This window comes from Prosthecobacter sp., assembly GCF_044226605.1.
GTDB lineage: Bacteria > Verrucomicrobiota > Verrucomicrobiia > Verrucomicrobiales > Verrucomicrobiaceae > Prosthecobacter.
The window spans coordinates 189,325-211,445 of sequence record NZ_JBGAGS010000006.1 but is presented as its reverse complement, the minus strand read 5'-3'; the positions used below and the strand labels follow the sequence as shown (position 1 = coordinate 211,445).

Annotated in this window: 20 protein-coding genes; 10 read left to right on the top strand and 10 right to left on the bottom strand. The window is 61.8% G+C overall.

The genetic code is table 11. The features are described 5' to 3' along the window. Positions 1-43: 43 nt before the first annotated feature. The 3 genes from ACILSO_RS09860 to ACILSO_RS09850 form a co-directional block, all read right to left on the bottom strand. On the bottom strand, positions 44-886 hold the full coding sequence (locus tag ACILSO_RS09860) for a hypothetical protein (RefSeq protein ID WP_395737222.1): 843 nt from the start codon (positions 884-886) through the stop codon (positions 44-46). 70 nt (positions 887-956) lie between these two features. Then, positions 957-2,312, bottom strand: a complete 1,356-nt coding sequence (locus ACILSO_RS09855; protein WP_395737221.1) for a DUF1501 domain-containing protein — start codon at positions 2,310-2,312, stop codon at positions 957-959. A gap of 1 nt (position 2,313) precedes the next feature. After that, positions 2,314-4,938 (bottom strand): DUF1549 and DUF1553 domain-containing protein, encoded by a 2,625-nt coding sequence (locus ACILSO_RS09850; protein WP_395737220.1) that lies wholly within the window; start codon positions 4,936-4,938, stop codon positions 2,314-2,316. Between the two features lie 76 nt (positions 4,939-5,014). Between ACILSO_RS09850 and ACILSO_RS09845 the strand changes: the two genes are divergently transcribed. Genes ACILSO_RS09845 through ACILSO_RS09830 form a run of 4 tightly spaced genes read left to right on the top strand, consistent with a single transcriptional unit; the run spans position 5,015 to position 9,933 of the window. Then, the gene (locus ACILSO_RS09845; protein WP_395737219.1) at positions 5,015-5,614 is read left to right on the top strand and encodes a riboflavin synthase; all 600 of its coding nucleotides are present in this window, start codon (positions 5,015-5,017) and stop codon (positions 5,612-5,614) included. Positions 5,615-5,649: 35 nt separating this feature from the next. Further along, entirely contained in the window at positions 5,650-6,315 is a 666-nt protein-coding gene (locus ACILSO_RS09840) for an ABC transporter ATP-binding protein (RefSeq protein ID WP_395737218.1), read from the top strand. Beyond that, positions 6,312-8,852 (top strand): FtsX-like permease family protein, encoded by a 2,541-nt coding sequence (locus ACILSO_RS09835; protein WP_395737217.1) that lies wholly within the window; start codon positions 6,312-6,314, stop codon positions 8,850-8,852. Before ACILSO_RS09840 ends, ACILSO_RS09835 begins: the two co-directional genes overlap by 4 nt. 1 nt (position 8,853) lies before the next feature. Next, positions 8,854-9,933: a lipocalin-like domain-containing protein gene (locus ACILSO_RS09830; RefSeq protein WP_395737216.1), complete on the top strand. Its 1,080-nt coding sequence runs from the start codon at positions 8,854-8,856 to the stop codon at positions 9,931-9,933. A gap of 10 nt (positions 9,934-9,943) precedes the next feature. On the opposite strand, the gene ACILSO_RS09825 is transcribed toward ACILSO_RS09830, so the two are convergent. The 4 genes from ACILSO_RS09825 to ACILSO_RS09810 all read right to left on the bottom strand — a co-directional run bounded on the left by ACILSO_RS09825 (position 9,944) and on the right by ACILSO_RS09810 (position 12,643). Further along, a complete protein-coding gene (locus tag ACILSO_RS09825; protein WP_395737215.1) occupies positions 9,944-10,261 on the bottom strand; it encodes a Dabb family protein in 318 nt (105 codons plus the stop codon). Positions 10,262-10,288: 27 nt separating this feature from the next. Next, positions 10,289-10,663, bottom strand: coding sequence for an NADH-quinone oxidoreductase subunit A (locus tag ACILSO_RS09820; protein WP_395737214.1), 375 nt, complete (start codon positions 10,661-10,663; stop codon positions 10,289-10,291). A 110-nt stretch (positions 10,664-10,773) separates the two neighbouring features. After that, positions 10,774-11,127, bottom strand: a complete 354-nt coding sequence (locus ACILSO_RS09815; protein ID WP_395737213.1) for a hypothetical protein — start codon at positions 11,125-11,127, stop codon at positions 10,774-10,776. A 205-nt stretch (positions 11,128-11,332) separates the two neighbouring features. Further along, positions 11,333-12,643: a PQQ-binding-like beta-propeller repeat protein gene (locus tag ACILSO_RS09810; RefSeq protein ID WP_395737212.1), complete on the bottom strand. Its 1,311-nt coding sequence runs from the start codon at positions 12,641-12,643 to the stop codon at positions 11,333-11,335. A 92-nt stretch (positions 12,644-12,735) separates the two neighbouring features. Here ACILSO_RS09810 and ACILSO_RS09805 point away from each other — a divergent pair, with 92 nt between their 5' ends. From ACILSO_RS09805 to ACILSO_RS09785, 5 genes are all read left to right on the top strand, one after another. Continuing rightward, the gene (locus tag ACILSO_RS09805; protein ID WP_395737211.1) at positions 12,736-13,191 is read left to right on the top strand and encodes a hypothetical protein; all 456 of its coding nucleotides are present in this window, start codon (positions 12,736-12,738) and stop codon (positions 13,189-13,191) included. A gap of 90 nt (positions 13,192-13,281) precedes the next feature. Further along, complete coding sequence (locus tag ACILSO_RS09800; protein WP_395737210.1) at positions 13,282-14,187, top strand: universal stress protein; 906 nt, start codon at positions 13,282-13,284, stop codon at positions 14,185-14,187. A gap of 14 nt (positions 14,188-14,201) precedes the next feature. Further along, positions 14,202-15,269: a PAS domain S-box protein gene (locus ACILSO_RS09795; protein ID WP_395737209.1), complete on the top strand. Its 1,068-nt coding sequence runs from the start codon at positions 14,202-14,204 to the stop codon at positions 15,267-15,269. Next, positions 15,236-15,913 carry a response regulator gene (locus tag ACILSO_RS09790; RefSeq protein ID WP_395737208.1) on the top strand — a complete coding sequence of 226 codons (678 nt, stop codon included), beginning with the start codon at positions 15,236-15,238 and terminating at the stop codon, positions 15,911-15,913. The genes ACILSO_RS09795 and ACILSO_RS09790 overlap by 34 nt, the downstream gene beginning before the upstream one ends. A 217-nt stretch (positions 15,914-16,130) precedes the next feature. Beyond that, positions 16,131-16,475 carry an SWIB/MDM2 domain-containing protein gene (locus tag ACILSO_RS09785; protein ID WP_395737207.1) on the top strand — a complete coding sequence of 115 codons (345 nt, stop codon included), beginning with the start codon at positions 16,131-16,133 and terminating at the stop codon, positions 16,473-16,475. A gap of 72 nt (positions 16,476-16,547) precedes the next feature. On the opposite strand, the gene ACILSO_RS09780 is transcribed toward ACILSO_RS09785, so the two are convergent. Continuing rightward, a complete protein-coding gene (locus tag ACILSO_RS09780) occupies positions 16,548-16,844 on the bottom strand; it encodes a Dabb family protein (protein WP_395737206.1) in 297 nt (98 codons plus the stop codon). A 32-nt stretch (positions 16,845-16,876) separates the two neighbouring features. Continuing rightward, positions 16,877-18,781 (bottom strand): sulfatase, encoded by a 1,905-nt coding sequence (locus ACILSO_RS09775; protein ID WP_395737205.1) that lies wholly within the window; start codon positions 18,779-18,781, stop codon positions 16,877-16,879. Positions 18,782-18,870: 89 nt separating this feature from the next. On the opposite strand from ACILSO_RS09775, the gene ACILSO_RS09770 reads away from it, so the two are divergent. Then, a complete protein-coding gene (locus ACILSO_RS09770; RefSeq protein ID WP_395737204.1) occupies positions 18,871-20,241 on the top strand; it encodes an NCS2 family permease in 1,371 nt (456 codons plus the stop codon). A gap of 31 nt (positions 20,242-20,272) precedes the next feature. Here ACILSO_RS09770 and ACILSO_RS09765 read toward each other — a convergent pair whose 3' ends face one another. Beyond that, entirely contained in the window at positions 20,273-22,090 is a 1,818-nt protein-coding gene (locus tag ACILSO_RS09765; protein WP_395737203.1) for an ATP-binding cassette domain-containing protein, read from the bottom strand. Positions 22,091-22,121: the final 31 nt, after the last annotated feature.

Here is a 22,121-nt window from a genome sequence, read left to right as displayed (position 1 = left end):
GTCATTGCTGTGGTCTTGCGAACCTGCTGGATGAGCCATCACTCTATCTTTTCTTCTTTCTGAACAGGACCGCGAGCATGGCCACCAATGCCGCAGCTCCGCCTACGATGGCACCCATGATGGCCGAGCGGCCCACGCTTTTGAAAACAGAGGTGCGGACAGCGGGGCCTTCCACTCGCGGATTGGCAGCCAGGACGGTGTCCCTCCAGGCAGTCACCGACTGCTCGGCCCACTTGCGATCGGCCTCAGTTTTGAGATCAGTATTGGCATAGAGGTAGATCAGCCGGCCGTTTACGGGGACGATCATGCCGGCGGTGACCAACTTGCTTTTGATGTCCTGGACTCCGGTTTTTGCGGCCACATTCATGGCCATGGTGAAGCCGAGACTGGCGGGGGCGTCATCGAAGTAGCCGAGCACCGCGGCATCGCTCACGCTGAGCGCAGCGTCGGCGGTGGTGGCGTCCTGAAAGGCTTTTTCCGCCTTGCCGGAGGCTTTGGCGAGCTCCTGGCGGATTGTTTCCTGTGCCTGGTCCAGCTCGGCTTTCGTCTGCTGCTTCATGTCGGCAAAAGTGCGGTCGCCGATCTCCCTGCTTTCGAGGGAGCGCAGAACTTGCGCATTGAAGCTGCGCCCGCTGGCAGCGGTGTTGGATGGCGCGGGCTCAAAGCGAGCCAGGTAGCGGTTGGAGGCGGGCAGCATCGCATTCAACATGCGGTCCTTCTCGGCGTCCAGACCATCCACTCGTGCATAACCGACAGGTGCCGGAAGTTTGATCGTTCGCGCGCCGACGGCGATCTCATCCCGCGAGAGGGGTTTCAGAGCATCCTGACCGTAAGTGGGATTCAGGCTGAAGCAGAGCAGGAGAGCAAGAGCGGCATGAAGTCTCATGCTTGAACTGATTTCGCAGAAGCCCGCGGAAATCAACCCAGGACGCTGAAAAGGACCGTGGCGCCAAACTTCAGGCAACCACCGGGGTGATGACATCGCCATAGACATCCGTGAGGCGGAAATCCCGGCCGGCGTAGCGATAGGTCAGCTCCTCGTGGTTGATGCCCAGAAGGTGAAGGATGGTGGCATGCAGGTCATGGACGCTGGTGGGCTGGTCCTGCGCCGCGAAGCCGAACTCGTCTGTGCTGCCGTGGACAGTGCCGCCTTTCACGCCGCCGCCGGCCATCCACACGCTGAAGCCGTAGTGATTGTGATCGCGACCGAGCTTGGACTTGGCACCGCTCATTTCCACGGTGGGAGTGCGGCCAAATTCGCCGCCCCAGATGATGAGGGTGTCTTCGAGCATGCCACGCTGCTTCAGGTCAGCGATCAAGGCTGCGATGGGCTGGTCGATCTCCGCGGAGAGCCTGCGGTGGTTTGCCTCGATGTTGTCGTGATTGTCCCAGGGCTGCCCGGCACCGTGCCAGAGCTGCACCATGCGCACTCCGCGCTCCAGCAGGCGGCGGGCAATGAGGGTCTGCCGACCATGCACGCCGGAGCCATACATGGCGCGGATGTGCTGCGGTTCTCGGGTGACATCAAAAGCATCCGCGGCCTCCATCTGCATGCGGAAGGCCAGCTCGAAGCTCTGGATGCGTGCCTCCAGCCGGGGATCGCTCCGCTCCTGGCGGTGCTGTTCATTGATGCGGCGCATCATTTCGAGCTGGCGCATCTGCACCCGGGAGTCTGCGTGCGGGCTGCGGATGTTTTCGATCAAACGGTCCACCTGCTGGTGCTGCGAGTCCACATAGGTGCCCTGAAACGCGCCGGGAAGAAACGCGGCCTGCCAGTTCTCCGCGCTCTTGATCGGCATGCCACCCGGGCACATGGCGATGAAGCCGGGCAGGTTTTCATTCGCGCTGCCGAGGCCATAGGTGAGCCATGCTCCCAGGCTGGGGCGCGCCTGGATCGAGTCGCCGCAGTTCATGAGCATCAAAGACGGCTCATGATTGGGCACCTGCGCCTGCATGGAGCGGATGACCGCGATGTCGTCGATATGCGCCGCGGTTTTGGCAAACAGCTCGCTTACCTCGATGCCGCTCTGTCCATAACGCTGGAATTTGAATGGAGAAGGGAAGGCCGCGCCTGTCTTGCGCTCGGTGATGCGGTGGCTGGGCACCGGCCTGCCGGCGTAGCGCTCCAGGGCGGGCTTGGGATCGAACGTATCCACATGCGAAGGGCCGCCATTGAGGAAGAAGTGGATCACGCGCTTTGCCCTTGGTGCGAAGTGCGGCTTCGGGGCTGACATCACATCGCCAAGACCCAGCATGGCCATTCCCATGCCGGAGCGGCGCAACATTTCCCGGCGTGTGAGGAATGGGTTCATATCAGTCAACAAACATGAATTCGTTGGAGAGCATCAAAACCTGCACCAGCTGCTCCACGGCAGTGAGCTGGGATTTTGAATGAGGGGCGAAATCTTTTTCGGCGTCCCAGGTCTCGCGCGGCATGTCGCCACCGGCGCCGGTGCTGGTGGCGGCATTCGGCGCAATCTTGGGCGCCCAGAGAAACTGATCGTTGTTGAGGCCGTCGCCGATGTCCACGATGAAGTCGAGCGTGTCGCCGTTGTGAAATTCGATGGCGGAGAGACTCAGGTCGGCCGTGGCGCCATGAAGGCGGGTGTCGCGCAGTTTGCCAAGCCGGGAGTGGCTCATGAATGCGCGGATGCCATCGCCGGATTTGGGTTCATGAATGATGACGGAGCGAATGTCATAGCTGCCACTGGCGGGCGCGGTCCAGCGGCGCACGACTGCGTGCTTGCGGTCGTTGCCTGGATGGCCGCCGGTGGCGGTGAGCTGTGCCCAGCCGAGCTCTGCGTTCGGCCATTTTTCCGCGCCCTGCCATGCGCTGCCGGTGAAATGAGGAAGAGCCTTGAAGTCCTTCACACGGCCTGTGCCTTCATCCCATTCGCCGCAGCCATAATGCCAGGACTGGGAGTGATCTGACTCCACAACGGGGGTGGGTTGATCGTCATCCAGAAAGCGGAGGGCGGACTCGAGTTCGCCGTGCGTGGGGCTGCGCTGAAACAGCTGACGGTAGAGGAAGTGGATCCTGGCTGCGTCTGATTTGACCGCCGACGCATTTTTTACCAGTGCCCTGGCCTGCTGCACCACAAAGGGATGATTCATGCCAAACAAAGCCTGCTGCGGGATGGTGGTTTCCGTACGCTGCGGAATGGAGAGATCGGGATTGGCGAAATCAAAGGTGCGCATGACCGCAGGGACGTTTTCGCGATCCACCTGCGCGTAGAGTGTGCGGCGCGTGTTGCTGGCGGCAAACAAAGGCGCCGGGCGGCCTCCAACCCGCAGATCGATTTTGCCGGCCGCCGTGAGCCAGGCATCGCGCGCTTCTTCAAAGCTGAGGCGGTGCGGGTTCATGCGGGACAGGAGACGGTTGTCGGGATCGCGCGGATCACTGGAGCGGCTGTCCTGCTGGTAGGCTGCGGAAAGCATGATGAGGCGGTGAATCGACTTGAGGCTCCAGCCAGAATCCATGAAACGCTGCGCGAGCCAGTCGAGCAGTTCGGGGTGCGTGGGTATGCCGCCTTGTTTGCCAAAATCGCTCGGCGTGCTGACGAGCCCGCGGCCGAAGTGGTGCTGCCAGAGGCGGTTGACCATCACGCGGGCGGTCAGCGGATTGTGCGGATCAATGATGGCCCGGGCGAGTTCGAGCCTGCCGCTGCCCTGGGTGAAGGGCTGCTGCCTGCCCAAGGCGCTGAGGAACTGCCGGGGCACTTCATCGCCTTTGGTGAGCGGATTGCCGCGCAGCAGCACACGGGGTGTGCTGGGCAGGGGACGATCCACGAGAAGGGTGGCATGTGCCGGCGCGGCGGGGGTTTTGAGAAGGTAGCGATCCACTTCGGCCTGGGACTTCCACAGCTCGGTGATGACGCCCGTGGGGAAATACATCTCGATATTGGCGATGTGCTCCTCGGGCACGTAGGCGGGTGAGCCGGGTTTCTTGAGCACCTCTTCGGTCAGCACGGTTCCGGGATGCGCATCGGCCCAGGCTTTCCAGCGATGGACAATGAAGGGATTGAGGTCCTTTTCGTCGAGGATCTGGTCGAAGCCCTGCTCGGGGTATTTGTCCAGTTCCGTGAGGGCCTTCTGGTAGTCGGCGGCGCGCGCACGGGTGCGGGTCATTTGTTCCTCGCGGCGTTTCGCCATGAGTTCACGGTTCTTTTTCACCAACTCCGCGAGCTGCGGGTCTTCGCCCTCCGCGCAGGGTGCGAGGGCTTCGGCGCTGCTTTGGAAGATGCCGTAGAGGGAATAGTAGTCGCGCGTGGGAATGGGATCGAACTTGTGGTCATGGCAGCGCGCGCAGGCGACCGTGAGCGCCTGGGTGCCGCGCATGACGACATCGATGCGGTCATCGATGATATCGTGGGTCACTCCGAGAAAGCGGCGACCAAGAGTAAGCAAACCCATGGCGGCAAGGTCGGGTGACTTCGGCGGCGCCACCTGATCCGCCGCCAGCTGCAGCAGAAGGAAGCGGTCATACGGCATGTCGGTGTTCAGGGCGCGCACGACCCAGTCGCGGTACGGAGTGGCGTGCACCCAGTTCTTTTCCTCCCGCGCATAGACGTAGCCTTTGGTGTCTGAGTAGCGTGCCACATCCAGCCAGTGGCGCGCCCATTGCTCGCCATAGTGAGGGGAGGCGAGGAGACGCTCGATCAGCCGCGGGAATGCGCCGGGGGAGGGGTCATTGACAAAGGCTTCTGTTTCTTCGGCGGTCGGCGGCAGACCGGTGAGGTCGAAGGTGGCACGGCGGATGAGGGTGCGAGGGTCGGCACGCGGCGCGCTTTCCAGGCCCTGCTCCTTCAGCTTTTGCTGAATGAACTCATCCACGCCCGCCGCCTTCACCGGCTTGAGGGGCTGAAAGGCCCAGTGCTCGGCCGCGAACGTGCTGGCGGAGAACATCAGGAGACCGAGCTGGACGAGGACACGGGGCATGGGCGGTGTACTACGCGCTGAGAAAGAGATGTCCTTCCATTCGACAGCCGCCGTTTGCCCGGTTATCTCGGAGCGTATGTTTACAGGCCTCGTTGAAACCACCGGCAAAGTCATCTCTTTGGAGCCACGCGGCGAAAGCGCGCGTCTCACACTGAATGTCGGCGCCATGGCTGCGGAGCTGGCCGATGGCGAGAGCGTGGCGGTGAACGGCTGCTGCCTGACGGTGACCGTGAAAAATGCAGAAGCACAGACTGCATGCTTTGATCTGCTCATGCAGACGCTGAAGGTCACCAGCCTGGGCGACCTGCAGGCCGGGTCCCTGGTGAATCTGGAGCGCGCCATGGCCATCGGCGCACGGTTTGGCGGGCACTTTGTGCAGGGGCATGTGGACGCCACAGTGAAGGTGCTGGACTGGAGCGCGCATGGGCAGGACCATCGCCTGGAAGTCGAAATCCCGGCGGAGCAGCGGGGGCTGATCATTCCCAAAGGATCGATCTGCCTGGATGGCATTTCACTCACTGCGGCGGAGGTGACGGACAGCTCCGTGGTGTGCTGGATCATCCCGCACACGTTTCAGCTGACGAATCTTCACACGAAGAAGCCCGGGGACCGGCTCAATGTGGAATTTGACATGCTCGGCAAATACGTGCGCGAGCTCATGCGTGCCATGAAGTGAGCGTCCATGCGGCCGGGCAGGCCGTTAACTTTCCGATGCCGGTTCTCGAAGTCCAGTCTCTCACCAAAAGCTACGCGGAGCGCCCCATTCTGCGTGGTGTTTCGTTCAAGCTCGAACAAGGCCAGCGCGTGGCGCTGCTGGGGCCTTCCGGCAGCGGCAAGACGACGGTGCTGAACTGCGTCGGCGGTGTCGATCACTGGGATGCTGGCAGCGTGATGATCGCCGGTCGTTTGGTGGAAAACCTGAGCGCCGATGAACTCGCGCACCTGCGGCGTCAGCACATCGGCACCGTGTTTCAGTTTTACCATCTGCTGCCCACCCTGAGCGCGGCGGAAAACATTGAGCTGCCGTTGCAGCTGCTCGGCGTGGCCACGAGCGAGCGGGAGGCGCGGGTGCGGCAGCTGCTGGAGCGCGTGGGCATCTCGCATCGTGCAGGCGCGCTGCCGGGGCAGCTGTCCGGAGGTGAGATGCAGCGGGTGGCGATCGCACGTGCGGTGGTGCACCGCCCCACTTTGATTCTGGCCGATGAACCCACCGGCAGCCTGGACAGCGCGACCGGTGCGCAGGTGCTGGACCTGCTCGCGGAAGTCGTGCAGGAAACGCAGGCCGCGCTGCTGCTGGTCACACACAGCCCGGAGGCGGTGAAGCACTGTGAGCGCGTGCTGCGCATGCAGGACGGCCAGATCGTCGAAGGCGCATGATCACGGTGCTTCTCATCCTGCGGCGCTGCGCCCTGCGGCACTGGCGGCTTGCGTGGCGGCAGCAGCTGGCGCTGATGCTGATTCTCGCGCTAGGTTCAAGCGTGTATCTTGCCGTGCGGCTGGCCAGCAATGCGGCGCTGGCGGGTTTCGAGACCTTCACGGACGGCATCACGAGGCAGCCGGACTGGACGGTGGTGGCGGCGTCGGGAGCCCTGCATGAAGCTGATCTGCGTGAAATGCGCGGCCTTCTGGCGCACCGACCCGTGAACTTGCTTCCGGTGGTCGAGGAAACGGTGACGCCTGCACTGAAAACAGGCAATGGAGAGATTGGATCGCGTCCCACCTGGCGTCTGCTGGGCGTGGATTTCATCGCCTTGCTCAACTTGCGGGGCGAAGCACCGGCCGGACTTGGCAATGCAAACATGCAGTCGATGCAGGCCGGCGTGTACGCCAGTCCGAAGCTTGGCGTGAAAGCAGGCGAGGAGCTTGGGCTGATCGTGGATGACCGTGTGGTCCCGGTGAAGGTGGCCGGGCTGGTGCCGGAGGTGCCAGGAGTGCCCAGTCTGCCTGCGCATCTGCTGCTGATGGATCTTCCGGCGGCGCAGGCGTTGCTGCGGCGCGGAGATCGTGTGGACCGGGTGGAGGTGCTGGCGCAGGACAGCGCGACGTTTCCCCATCTGCGCGCCGAAACCGGCGACCTGCTGAAGACCCGATGGCAGGTGCGTGGCGGCACGGACCGGCGGCAGCTCGCCGGAACCATGACGCAGGCGTTCCGGCTTAATCTCACGATCCTTTCCCTCCTGGCCCTGCTGGTGGGCGGCTATCTCATCTTCCAGGCGCTTGATGGAGTGGTGCTGCGACGGCGCGATGAGATCGGGGTTTTGAAGTCGCTCGGTGTCACAGATCGTGCGGTGCAGATGGCTTTTCTTCTTGAGGCGGGGCTGCTCGGGCTGTGCGGCGGTGCGCTGGGGGTGCTGCTCGGCTGGCTGGGTGCGCAGGGTGCCGTGGGCGGCGTGACGAAGACGATGAACGCCCTCTACGGCGCCACGAGCGGGAAGCAGGCGGCGCTGACCATGAGCGAAGCTGTGATGGCCCTGACGATTTCCATGGCGGCCAGTTTGATTGCGGCATGGTGGCCTGCGCGCATGGCGGCACGCACTCCGCCCGCGCACATGCTCGGGCGGCATGCAGCGCCGTTTGAAGGCGGCGCCGTGTGGCGCGTGGAATGGTTTGGCTGGGCCATGATGCTGGCGGCGGTGGCGCTGGCGCAGCTGCCTGTCCTTCGATTTGAAAATGGCACGCGCCTGCCGCTGGCGGGCTACGCGGCAGCATTGCTCTGGATGGTGGGTGCGGGACTGGCTGCGGCGGCTGTGCTGCGCTTCATTGCGCGCAAAAAGGTGCTGTCCGCCGTGTGGCGTGTCGCGCTTTCGCATCTGCGCCGGCCAACGGTTCGCCATCGATTTGCAGTGGCCGCCCTGGCGAGCGCCGTGGCCATGACGACAGGCATGGCCGTGATGGTGGCCAGCTTTGACTTCACCATGCGCGGCTGGATCGACCGCACGATGAAGGCTGACATCTACATCACCAGCGCCGGAGCGCAGAGCGCGTCATCGACGCACGCCATCTCGTCCAAAACGGTGGCTGAGATTGGCAGAGATGCCGCCGTGCAGGAGGTGGCGGTGCTGCACGCAAAGACGCTGGTCTGGCATGGCGGAGAAGTGCTGATCCTCGGCAGCAGTCCGGCCTTTGCCCACAAGCACGGCCTGTATGCGTGGGTGCAGCCGCCGCAGCATGAGGAGTGGTGGCATGAGGAAGGTGGCATGACCCCCGCCATCATCAGCGAGAGCTGGAGCGAGCGTTTCGGCACGCGTGTTGGCGATGTGATCGATCTCGCGGGGCATCAGGTGCGTGTGGTCGCGATGAATGCAGAGTATGGCAATGAGCGTGGATCTCTCACGGTGCCCGGCACGGCCTTCCGGCAGTGGTTTGAGACGGATGAAGCCTGGCGTGTGGTGCTGATGCTGAAACCGGGCGTGGATGCGGAGGCGGTGCGGCAGCACATCGAAGCGCAGCAGCCGGGGCTGAGCGTGTTTACCAATGCGCACCTTCGGCGCGAGGCGCTGCGCATTTTCCGCCAGACCTTTTCTGTGACGCATGCCTTGGAGGTGATCGGGGTGATCGTGGCGGTGGCGGGTCTGGGGCTCGCCCTGGCGAGCCTTCTGCTGGAGCGGCGCGCCGTACTGGCCACGCTGCATTCTCTTGGCATGACCCAGGGAGAAATCGCCCGCGCGGCGGCGCTGGAAGGCTTTGGCGTGGCCTGTGCGGGCGCCTTCACCGGCATTGCGGCCGGCTTGTGGCTGGGGTGGCTGCTGGTGTATCGCATCAACAAACAATGCTTTGGCTGGACGCTGCAATTTCACGCCGTGTGGTGGCAGCTGGTGCTGCTGGGCGCTGCGGTGGTCGCCGTCGGCATGGTGGTGGCCGCATTGGTGGGGCGCTGGGCCGCACTGCTGCCGGCGGAGCACTCGGAGGAATGACATGATGCGCACTTTTCTACTGTTTCTCATCCTGACCTCCTGGCTGCCTGCGCAGACCACGGCGGACGGCTTTGCGCTGCCCCAGCCAGGGAAGGTGTTTGTGTTTCCGCGCGATCATGGCAGCCACCCCGAATTCCGCACGGAGTGGTGGTATGTCACGGGTCATCTCGATGGCAAGGACGGCCGCCGGTTTGGCTTTCAGGTGACCTTTTTCCGCCAGGCCCGGCGTGAAGGTGGCAGCCTGCTTCATCTGCACCTGGCGCACGCCGCACTGCTGGATGCGAAGACGGGGCGCTTCGTGCATGGAGAAAGGCTGAACCGGGAAGGCTGGGACGCCAGGGCATCCGAGACCACGCTGGACGTGCGCAATGGCAACTGGTCGCTCAGGATGGATGAAGCCACGCAGCACCTTCACATCTCCGCCACGGTGAAGGGCGAAGCATTGATGCAGCTGGAACTGGAGCCGGTGAAAACACTGGTCGTCTTCGGCAAGGACGGCGTCTCCCGCAAAGGCGTCCCGGCTTCCGCCGCCAGCCATTACCTCACGTGGCCGCGCTTGAAGACGAGCGGCAGTGTGAAGCTCGGTGCGCAGGAGCTGAGCGTGAGCGGCGAGGCCTGGATGGATCACGAGTTTAGCAGCAGCCAGCTTGAGGAAGGGCAGGTGGGCTGGGACTGGGCCGCGCTGCAGCTCAGGGATGGCCGCGAGATCATGGTGTACCGCATGCGCAGAAAGGACGGCACGCTGGATGCCGCCTCTACGCTCGCGGTCATTGATCGAGACGGTCAAGTGCGACACCTCGCCAGCGATGCCTTTGCCTGGGAAGTCCTGGGCACGTGGAAAAGCCCGCGCAACGGCGCCGAGTATCCCAATCACATTCGCGTGCGCTTTGAGAACGAGGCGCTGGAATTGAGACCGCTGGCGCTGGATCAGGAGCAGGATGGCGGCATCACACAGCTGCCCTACTGGGAAGGCGCGTGCGATGTTCTCGATGCAAAAGGGCAGAGTGCAGGCCGTGCTTTCCTGGAACTGGCAGGCTATGCTGGCGACCTCACGCGGCACCTCGCGCCTACGGGAAAGTGACCCCCCAGCGTCAGGAGTACTTCACATCCTTGCGCGGCTCCATTTCAAAGGCCGTGCTTTCCTGCTCGGAGATGTTTGGCTTGAGCACCTCCTCACGGAATTTGATGTAGTGTGGGTCGTCCTGGCAGATCGCGAGCTTGTCCATGGTCTCGACTTCAAGGTAGACGAACCACGGGTAGGGATCGGAGGAATTGACGCGCTTGCCCGTTTTAACGGTGAGCACTTCGGGCACGCGCAGAAGCATGACGCGGGTCTGGGACATCATTTGCTCCAGTTTTTCCTCAGTTACCTGAGGCTTCAGCTGAAACAGGCTGAGGTAGGCGATCATGGCGGCAGGAAAGCAGCAGGCCGCAGACTACGATTTCCAGTCGAGCACGCCTTTTTTCCAGGCATAAACGAAAGCCACCCCGAGGATCGAGACAAAGCCCGTGGCCACGGCGAGGATGGCGCCACCGAAGGCGGCGAGGTAGTCCTTGTAAACGATGGACCAGGGATAGAGGAAGACGACTTCGATGTCGAACATGACGAAAAGCATGGCGACGATGTAGAACTTCACGCTGAAGCGCGGCTGGCTCTCCCCCACCGGCAGCATACCGCACTCGTAGGCGGAGTCTTTGATGGCGTTGCGCTTGGCGGACTTGCCGGCGACTGCCGAAAAGATCAGAGTCCCCACGGCAAAGCCACTGGCGAGGAGGATCTGGAGCAGGACAGGGATGTAATTTTCAAACATGGGGGTGAATGACGGCTAGATCGGTAGCAAGACGCGGTCCAGCGTCAAACTCTGAAACAAAAAGGGCCGCACTGCGTGAAGCAGGGCGGCCCTAGGAAGGAGCGAAGCGCTTAGCTGCGTGCGGCTGCGGCAGCCGTGGTGCGGGCCACGACGGCGGCGCTGCGGGCGGCAATGGCGGCATTGTGCGCGGCGCGGAGGCCTTCGAGACCACGGTAGGTCTTGCCCACCTTGGCGCAGAGGCCGCGGCTGACGAGGTTCTGCAGCTTCTCATAGGAGCGCAGGCGCAGCATTTCTTCACCACCGCTGACGGCGTTTTTCAGCTTGAGATTGTCATACACCAGACCGAACAACGTGTTGAACTCATAGGTTTCCGGCTTTGAGAGCACATTGACTAGCTCGTCAGTGACATGATCAGGGACTCGGCGGGAGAAGCGTGTCTTACGTGTCGGTGTGGTAGTAGGCATATGGACTGACAACCTAGCACAACTTGGGGCTGTTTGCGACGCTTTTGTGAACGCAGGAGGTTTTTTCTCCTACGCTGCATGCGCAATGATAGAAATTCCCCTGTGCCTTCGTTTCTTCTACTTCGCAAGGGTGGCTTGTGATTACAATGGATGGTCAATTTCCAGTAATTTGGGCAAGCGTAAGCCCAAATTTGCCCAAGAGGGGTTACTGGGCGATCTTATAAAGTGCGCCACTGCTGCGGATGAACAACGCCCCCTCCGCCACGGCCGGCGAGGCGGAAACCTGTTCTCCGAGCTGATTCTGGCGGATCAGTTCAAATTTTTCAGGCGAAGCTTTGACCAGAAAGCACTCTCCGCGGTCGTTGCAGAAGAGCAGCTTGTCTCCCAGCACCAGCGGGGCGGGGACGTGTTTTCCCGCGAGCCGGTCATCCCACAGATCCTTGCCGGATTTGGCATCCACCGCGCTGACGACACCGCCGCGGGTGATCTGATAGAGGGTGCCGTTCACCAGCACCGGGGCGGCCTCGCTGGCATTGCGCTTATCGCGATCCCAGACCACGTGGCTCTCGGTAATGTCTCCGGCCATCTTGTCATCAATGCGCACGCCGATCGTGTGGGCGCGTTCGGATCCGGTATTGAGAATGAGCATGTCTCCGAGACGAAGCGGGGGGATGGCGGCATTGAAACCTCCATGGCGGATGGTCCACAGTTCCTTGCCCGTTTTCACATCGTAGCCAAAGGCGGCGCGGGAACCGATGGAGACGAGCACTTCCTTGCCCCCCATCTCAAACACACCCGGTGTGTGGTAGGCTTTCCGCATGTCCCCATCCCGCGTGGGTTTGCCTTCCTTGTCGAGGTCTCCGTAGTCGGTGGTGCGTGCGGTTTTCCACACGCTCTTGCCGGTTTTCTTGTCGAGGGCGGTGACGAACTGCTGGTCGATGCCGTCAAAGGTCAGGATGATGAGATCGCCATAAATAATTGGCGATGAGCCTGGACCGCGGAAGTGGCGCACATTGATGTCACGGCGCTCCCAGACTTTTTTGCCCGTGGCGGGATCGATGCGCGCCGTGCCATAGGTGCCGAAGTGAACGTACAGCGCGTCCTCCTCCAGCACGGGCGAAGGCGCCGCGTAATTGTTGATGGGATTTCCAAGTTCCTCAGGCGCGGTGTTTTCAAAGACAAGCTGGTGATGCACGATCTTCCCGCTCTGGCGGTCAATGCCGTAGACATACTGCTTGGTGCCGTCCGTTGTGGCGGAGGTGAACCAGATCATGTCTCCCCCGATCACGGGAGAGGAGTGGCCCTGGTCTTCCAGCGCCGTGCGCCAGACAATGTTTTTGCCGGTGGTGCTGTCCCACTCCAGAGGAATGCGCGCCGCATCTGCCGCCGGCACGATGCCGTCCTGCGTGGGCCCTCCTTTTCCAGGCCAGAAAACGGGCTTCGTGGCCGGCTGGGCACATGCGAGGGCGGCCAGCAGGGCGAGGAACAGGGAGGTGAGGGCAGTCGTGCGGATCATGGGCGTGAAGTTGACGGAGCTGGAGGGAAATTCTTTCGCCGGGGAAAAGAGCATGCATGGTTGGCGGCATCCAGACGTATCCCTCGACACTCATGAAAAAAGCCCTTCTCACCTGCCTTGCGCTCAGTTTCTGCCTTCATTCGCTTCGTGCGGATGACAGCCTCGAACAACTCCGGCGTGCCGCTGAAAAGCTGAAGAATGAATTCGCCAAAGTGAAGGAGCAGGGAGAGGTGAAAGGCCGTGAATGGTACAAGAAGACCAAGGAGCGCCTGACCACCAGCCGCGAGGAATACCTGAAGCAGTCCGCCGCGGCGCTCACCCGGTGGAAGGCGGACATCGACGTGCTCAAGGAGCAGATGGGCCGCGAATATTTCAAGACCCGCGTCATGGCTCTGGAGCAGCACTATGCCTTTGCCGTCAAGGAGATGGATGCGCTGAACGCCATCACGGACGAGGCGCAGTTTCGCGCGCGGCAGAAGAGCTTTGACAAGACGCTGTGGACCCTGGAGGCCGCCATCGAGCAGGCGCAGGAAGAGGCGGGTCTGTAAGGCGCAAGCTCCGCCCCAAACGCCGCAACAGCGGCGCGGCATTGCCATGCGCTGCTGGTTATGGTGAAATCAATCAACGCCCCATCTGCCATGAAAAAGGTTCACCACGTCATCGCCGCCATCGACTTCACGCCCACCTGCCGCATCGCCCTGCGGGAGGCTGTGCACCGCGCCTCTCTCGACTCCGCCGCCATCACGGCCGTGCATGTGATGGACGAGTTTCTGGTGCATGAGCTGAAGAGCGCCCTCTCAACCGACCAGGCCACGATCCGTGCCGAGTGGCTGGAGCGTTTGAAAAAGTTTGTGGCTGATGCGGAAGTGGGCGCATGCGTGAATGCGGAAGTGCGCATCGGCAATCCCTTTGCCGAACTGGTGGAAGCCTGCCGCTGCTGCAATGCCGATCTCCTCGTCATGGGAGCAAAGGGATCGAAAAACGAACCCCATCGCATCGGCGTCATCGCGGCCAAATGCGTGCGCAAAGCCCCTGTGGATGTGCTCGTGGTGCGGGAGGACGCGCAAGGCCCCTTCAAGAAAATCGTGGCCTGCGTGGATTTTTCCGAAAACTCCGCCAAGGCCGTGCAGTGCGCGGTGCACATCGCCCAGCAGGACGGCGGCTCGCTCGACTGCCTGCATGTGTTTCAGAGCGCGCTGGCCATGTCCCTCGATTATGGCGGATTTGCGCCCTCCCTGCCTGCCAATTATGATCCTGAATCCGTGGCGGGCTGGCGCAAAGATCTCGCGGCCTTTCTCGCGCCGCTCACCACTCACGCGGGAGACGTCCAGATCACCCAGCACGTCAAAGAACTCGTCAACATACGCGAGGCCATCCTGGACCACGTGAAGGAGGTGCACGCCACGCTCGTCGTTCTGGGAACGAACGGCAAAACGGGCCTGCGCGAAATGCTCATTGGCACCACGGCGGAGAAGATTGTGCAGCATGCACCGTGCTCGATTCTTGCCGTAAAACCGGACGGCTTCGTCATCGCACCTGATTGAATGCGCCTTCATCCATGAAGAGATTCGCGCCTGCCGAACCCAGCATCGAACAGCTGCAGGCGGCACTGCAGGCAAGCGAGCAAATCTCCAGCGCCATTGTCGAGACCGCCGTCAATGCAATCGTGACGGTGGACTCGAGCTGCGTGATTGAATCTGCCAACACGGCGACGGAGCGCCTGTTTGGCTACCAGCGGGCCGAGCTTATTGGCAGGAACATCAGCATGCTGATGCCGCAGCCGTACCGCGGCCGGCACGACACCTATGTGGAGAGCTACCTGCGCACGGGCGTGAAACGCATCATCGGCATTGGCCGGGAGGTGGTGGGCCAGCGGAAGGACGGCTCCGTCTTCCCCATCGACCTTTCCGTGGGGGAGGCCGTGCTGCCGAGCGGCCGCCGCATTTTCACGGGCATCATACGGGACCTCACGGAGCGGAAGGCGCTGGAGGACAAGCTGCTTCACATCAGCGAACAGGAGCAGTCCCGCATCGGGCAGGACATTCATGATGATCTCTGCCAGCAGCTCGCAGCCATTGGCTGTCTCGCGAAGGTGGCGCAAAAAAACCTGGCCAAAGCGGGCAGCCCCGAGGCGCAAAACCTGGCTGAGATTGTGCAGCTCATCGGCCGGGCCAACACCCGTGCCCGTGAGACTTCCCGCGGCCTCATGCCGGTGGTGATCGATTCAGGCGGTCTCATGGCCGCGCTGGAGGAGCTCGCCGCCGGAACCAGCCGCGCCTTTGAGGTGGAGTGTGATTTTCGGTATGACAATCCGGTTCAGATCAGCAGCAACAATGTTTCCGTGCAGCTTTTCCGGGTGGCCCAGGAGGCCGTCTCCAATGCTGTCAAACACAGCCAGGCCAGCCGGGTGGACATTCACCTCGCGCGGCAGAGCGGCAACATCGTCCTGACCGTGCGCGACAATGGGGTCGGCATACCCGACGCTCCGTCCAAAGGAACTGGAATGGGTCTCTTGACCATGAGCCATCGCGCTCAAATGATGGGGGGCACCCTTACCATCGAGCCGCGCACCGGCGGCGGCACCCAGGTCACATGCAGCGTACCCGCACCACCGAAAAAACCGTGAAGCGTCTCGTCCTCATTGACGATCATCCCATCATGCGTCACGGCCTCGCCCAATTGATCCGTGCTGAAGAGGGCCTGGATGTGATTGGCGAGGCCGGCAGCGCGCGCGAAGGATTTGAAATCGTGCGCAAACTCAAGCCTGACCTGGCAGTGATCGATCTTACTCTGCCGGACAAGAACGGCCTGGAGCTCGTGAAAGACATCCGCGCCGTGCATCCCGCCACGCAGTGCCTGGTGCTCTCCATGCACGATGAGACTCTCTACGGAGAGCGCGCCCTGCGCGCCGGCGCGCGTGGCTATGTGATGAAGGAGGAGGCTGCAGATCACCTCGTCACCGCGATTCATAAAGTCATCAGCGGCGGGCTCTATGTGAGCGAAGCGCTCAACACGCGCATGCTGGAGCAGGTCAGCGGCAACTCGCGCGCGAAGGCCACCGGCATGGACGCGCTGACGGATCGCGAGCTTGAGATCCTTGAACTCATTGGCAAAGGCGTGGCCACGAAAATCATCGCCGCCCAGCTCAGCATCAGCGCCAGAACGGTGGAAGCGCATCGTGCGCACATCAAAGAAAAGTTTGGCATGACGGACGGTGCCGCCCTGGTGCGCTACGCCGTGCAGTGGGTGGAGAGCCGGAAGAAAGTGTGACCAGTTTTGAAATGTTTCCGGCGCGCAAACTCATCGCCGGGCCTGTTCGTTTTATCGTGATAATCACCTCCGGTCCTGAGCGGAGCTGATGATGTTTGCGCAGGGAGCGGAGGTGCTGTACGCAGGGAAACAACCTCAAATATTGATGAAATTTGCGTTGACGCTCCGCAGGGCGCTCTCATAACCTGAGAAATCGGCAACCGCCGCCAACAACACTATGGCCAAGAAAGCAACCAAAGCAAAACCAGCAGCCAAGAAGGCTGCCAAGAAAGCCCCGGCAGCCAAGAAACCTGCCAAGGCAGCAAAACGGAAACCCAATCCCGCTCTTATGAAGCCGGTGCAGCCTGACGCGGTTCTCGGAGCCGTCGTTGGGAACAAGCCTGCTCCTCGTGGCCAGATCACGAAGAAGCTGTGGGACTACATCAAGAAGAACGGTCTCCAGGACGCCAAGAACAAGCGCAACATCAATGCCGATGACGCATTGAAGGCGGTGTTCGGCGGCAAGAAGACGGTGACGATGTTTGAGATGACCAAGCTGGTCTCCAACCACATCAGCGCTTAATTCGCTCCTGCATTCCTACGCCGCGCCCGGTCCATCCTGGCGCGGCGCTTTTTTTTGCCCGGGTTCTGCGCCTCATGGCGCATACGCCACGTAGTCGAGTTCCATGAACTCGGCCACTTCAGGGATCCAGCGCTGCTGCACAAACGCCGTGTGCTCAGGATGCCCGCTGTAAAAAAAATAGGCCGCCTCGTCCGCAAACTCCATCGACAGGCCAAAGGTGAAGCTGTTCTTCCCGCTCGTCTGGCGGAGGCATTCAAACTTCTGCACGCCTTCGATCTTCGCGAGCGCGCATGCAGCCCGCAGAAAATCGTGTTCGGCGGCTGAACCCAAGGGATGCTTGAGACGAAAGGCAACGGTGTGGCGGATCATGGGAATAGAATAAAGGGCAGGGGAGAACGAAGTCAAAAATCCCAGCGCTGTCCTTTTCCTTTCACCGGCGCCACTTCAATGAAGTCCACCTCGCCATCCGGCAGATAGACGCGCAGCGTGCCCAGCGGCCCTTTCTCGCTTATCTCCACCTGCACGTCCTGCCACTCGCCCGCCTTGACTGCGAAGGGGACGGAATGAATGAGATTTGGATCCGATGCAGTGTTGGGCAGAGAGTCGATTTTCCCCGCGCCTCCTGCGGCACTGCGCACGCGCAGCCTCACTGCGGCAGGCCCGTTCATCTTTGCCATGCCATGTCCCAGGAAGGCCGCGCCTGGCCTGCCTGTGCTCTTCACAGTCACGATGCCCGCGCTGACTGTGGCCTTGCAGCCGCGTTCCTTCCATGCGGCCAGCGGATCTTTGTTTGCCTGCACGGGCGCCTTGTCAGCCACTGGCTTGTAGGCTGGATTGGGGCGGGGATAAGTCGCACCGGTGTCTTTGAGAAAGCCATCGATCAGCGCCTCCAGTTCCTTCACCTTGTCCGGCATCGTCGCGGCGAGATCATGCGCTTCGCTGATGTCCTCCCGCAGGTTGTACAGCTCATGCGTGCCCGGGTTGCCAAACCAGCGCAGCAATTTGAAATCGCCGCTGCGCACCCACACGCCGCCGGCACGATGCGCCCCGGCGTGCGGATGATAGTTGAAGTAGGCCTCGCGCTTCAGTTCACCCTCTCCTTTGAGAACCTTTGCATAGCTCACTCCATCAAACACCTGCTGCTCCGGCTTCGCGATGCCCAGCAGGTCGATCACTGTGGGGTACACATCGATCGGCCCCACCACTGCTTCGCTTGTGCTTGCCGGTTTGATCTTGCCCGCCCACGCCCACATCATCGGCACGCGGGTGCCGCCTTCGTAGAGCGTGCCTTTGCCATCGCGCAGCGGAGTGTTCATGGTTGGCGGCTGGTTGCCGGCCCACTTCTGCCAGTCTTCATTGGCGGATTTTTTGCCTTCGGAGGTCGTGTTGCTGTGCTGGTTTCCACCGTTGTCCGAGGTGAAGATGATGATGGTGTTGTCAGCGATGCCCTGCTTGTCCAGTTCTGCCAGAATGCGCCCGAAACACTCGTCCACGCTTTTGAGCATGGATCCCATGATCGGATTTCCCTGGCGTCCGCTTGGGTCTTTTTTCGCCGCGAAGTATTTCGTGTATTCCACCTTGTGCCCCCAGGGTCCGTGCACGCCGTAGCACCAGAGGTTCAGGAAGAAGGGGCCGCCTTTGCTAGCTTCGATGAACTTCACCGCCTCGGCCGCCTGCCGGTCCACGATGTACTCGCCCTGCGGGCCGTCGGTAATCGTGCCGACTTTTGTTTTGCCGCCCGGCTTGCCATCGGGCAGCACGCCATACGGAGAAAAATATTCCCCCGGCGGACCCGGATCCGGGTGGCAGTGAAACCCGACATCAAAGCCCTGCTGCTCCGGCCAGTACGGCTGAGTGAGGCCGAGGTGCCATTTGCCGATGTGTGCGGTGCGATACCCCGCGCTCTTCAGCGTCTCCGCCAGCGTGATCTGCGCGGGTTCCAGGTAGTTTTTGCTTTCCGGCAGCAGCATCGGGTCCTTGGCCGGCGCGGTTTGAGGCAGAAACACATGGCCTGCCGGCTGCGGCGGCTGGTGTCCGCTCGCCGTGGTGATGCCATGCCGCGCCGTGTATTGGCCGCTCAGCAGGCTTCCCCGCGTAGGTGAACACAGCGGCTGCGAGTAGGCATTGGTGAACCGCATCGCCCGCGTGGCAAACCGGTCGATGTTCGGCGTCTCATAATACTGCGAGCCATACACGCCGCTGTCCATCCAGCCCATGTCATCGGCCAGGAACAGCACCACATTGGGCTTGCCCAAGGCGGTGGAATCGAAAAGAACAAAGGGCAAAAGCAGCAGCAGGGACTTCATGGTCCGCTGTGAACGACAGCGGACTCCGCGGAATTGCTTTCAATGATTCAAATTGCGGCACCGCGCTTTCACGCTCCTCTCCCCGCAGCATGAGCGCCTTTTTCAAGCTGCAGGAGCATGGCTCCTCTGTCCGTGCCGAGATCATCGGCGGCGTGACCACTTTCATCACCATGGCCTACATCATGGTCGTCAATCCCGCCATCCTCGCGTTTGCCGGCATCCCGGCAGGTCCCAGCACGGTGGCCACCATCCTCACGGCGGTGGTGGGCTGCGTGCTGATGGCGCTGATCGCGAACCGTCCCTTCGCCGTGGCGCCTTACATGGGTGAAAATGCGTTCATCGCGTTTGGCCTTGCGACACTGGGCATTGGCTGGGAGCAGCGCCTGGGCGCGGTGTTTGTCAGCGGCGTGCTGTTTCTGCTCATCACGCTGCTGGGCGTCCGTGGCTGGCTGGCCAATGCCGTGCCGGTGAGTTTGAAGCACAGCTTTGCCGTCGGCATCGGCCTGTTCCTGGCCTTCATCGGCCTGTATGAGACGGGCATCGTCACCAGCTTCGTCTCCGGCATGCCGCCCCAGGCTTTGCAAACCGATGCGCAGGGACTCTTCCTCTCACCGGCAGTGCCGGTAAAGATCGGCAACCTGCACGATCCCCGGGTGCTGCTGGCGATTGGCGGCTTTCTGCTCATGACCGTGCTGATGATCCGCAAGGTGCGGGGCGCACTCCTGATCGGAATGGTGGTCACGGCATTGCTGGGCACGTGGCTCGGCTTCGGTCATGCGCCCAAAGCCATCACCGCCCTGCCCTTTGCCGGCGAGTACGACCTGAGTGGCATTGCCTTGAAGCTGGACATTGGGGGAGTACTCCGACTCAGTTTTATGCCGGTACTTCTCACGCTGTTTCTGATGGGTTTTCTCGACACCCTTGGCACGCTCACCGGTCTCGGCGCCGCTGCAAATCTGCTGGATGAAAAGGGCAGTTTTCCCCAGGTGGAAAAGCCGATGCTGGTGGACGCGCTGACCTGCATGTTCAGCGGTCTGGTGGGGACTTCGACCAGCGGCGCCTACATCGAATCCGCCACAGGCATTGCCGCGGGAGCGCGGACCGGTCTAGCCTCCCTGGTCACTGCCGCGCTCTTTTTGCTTTCCTTGTTCTTCATTCCGCTGATCGAGCCGCTGCAGGAGCTGCGGTTTGCCTATGGGCCGGCTCTGATCGCGGTCGGGGTACTGATGACCGGCTCGGTGCGGCGCATCGACTTTGATGACCTCACCGAATGGGTGCCCGCTTTCGCCACCATCGTGATGATGCTGTTCACCTATAACATTGCCAACGGCCTCACTGCGGGGCTCGTCGTGCACCCGGTCTTGAAGTTCGCCTCCGGACGCGGCCGTGAAATCCACGCAGGCGCCGCCGTGCTGGCCCTGCTATGCACGGCCTACTACCTGTTTGGCCTGCCGCATTGATGCGGCGACGGCCGCATGACAGGAAAAACCATCAGGAGTCCCACTGGCTGCGCTGCACGCCGATGAAGGTCATGCCAAGCCCGACCAGCACGTGTACAAACAGCACAAAGGCGCCGATCGGCGGGCTGATGATGTCGGTGTCGGTCACCTGTTTGACCGCGTCGTAGAAAGCGGTGCTGCTCATGCTGCTCAGGCTGCCGCTCCAGCTCCAGAAGGCCACCACCAGAGGCTGCACCCAGTTCTCCAGCCAGTCCGGCAGTGTGAGCACCGCACCTGAAAGCGGCAGCTGAAAGCCCACCAGGTAGATGCACAGGATCGTCGCCTTCTCCGGCGTCTTGCTCAGCGCCGAGATGCCCAGGCACACGCTCGTCATCGCCGCAGAGGCGAGCAGGAGCAGCGCCAGTTTGATCACCAGATCTCCCGGCAGGCCTCCGACCACGATGTCCACGAAGAACCCCATCCATAAACTCTGCGCGAGCACGAAGATGCCAAGGAAGATCACCTTGCTGCCGATGTAGGCAAAGGGATGCAGTCCTCCCAGCTTCTCGCGTTCCAAAATCAGCCGTTCGGAGGCGATTTCACGCGCCGCGTTGTTGCTGGCCATCAAGGTCACGAGCACGACCTGCAGCATGATCAGGCCCGACACGAGCCCTCCGGCCTTGGCCTGTTCCTTTTGAAATTTCGCGACCTGAACAAACTCCTGCGCCTGGTTGTCGTCCTGATGCACTGAGAGCGAACGCAGCGGCTTGATGCCATCGAGAGCGAAGATCACCACCAGCAGAGGAAAGCCCAGCAGCATCGCCAGGTGCAGCCACACCTGCGCCTTGTCGCGGCGGAAAATCGTCCAGCGCCGCCGCAGCAGCTCAAACAACTGCGTCATCATCGACGGCATTTCCACCGGCGGCAGATGCAGATGCTCATGCACCGGTTCTTCCTCCACCTTCGCCACAGTGCGTTCTTCACGCACCGTGGTCTTCGAGGGACCGCTGCTTTTCCGTGCCTCTTCTTCCTCCGGCAGCACGCGTGCGCCATCAAAGCCATGGCGCTTGTAATAGGTGTCACGGTGCTTTTCCCAGGACTCATGCCAGTCTCCTGCCTTGCGCTCCGTGAGCTTGAGATAGACTTCCTCAGGGTGTTCCGCTGCAAAGTAGTGCATCATGGACTTCGGCGGGCCATGGTATGTCAGCACGCCCTGGTACATCACCATCACGCTGTCGTAGGCGTCCAGGCTGGCAAGGCTGTGCGTCACATTGATCACCACGCGCTTCGGGTGACCGCGCGAGAGTTCGCGCAGCAGGTTCGTGATCTCGGTTTCAGATTTCGGATCCAGACCGCTCGTGACCTCGTCACACAGCAGCAGACAGGGATCTGTGACGAGCTCCAGCGCCAGGCCCAGGCGGCGCTTCTGCCCCCCGGACAGCACTTTGACCTGCCGGTCCGAAAGATGTGTGAGCCCCGTCACCTCCAGGATATGATCCAGAGAAGGAATAAAGTCCTCCGTCTGCGCCAGCTGAGTGCGCAGCACCATCGCGCTGGCGATGCTCTCCTCCACCGTGAGCAGGTCGTAGGCCACGCTGAACTGCGGTACGTAGCCTAGGTCTCCGGGATGCAGGTCTTCCTCGTTGCTCAGGTCCCGCCCGTCCCACAGAAGCTCTCCGGAAGTCTGCTGCTGAATGCCCGTGATCACTTTCAGCAGGGTGGTCTTGCCGCAGCCGGACGGGCCGACGATCGCCACCAGATGGGCCGGCGGCACGTTAAAACTGACCTCCCGCAGCAGATGTAACGTGCTGTTCTTGTCCGAGCCTGACGGACCATCGACTTCAAGACAAACGTTGAGTGCTTTGAGCATACGGGTTAAATAAGTACCCGAAACTAGGCCG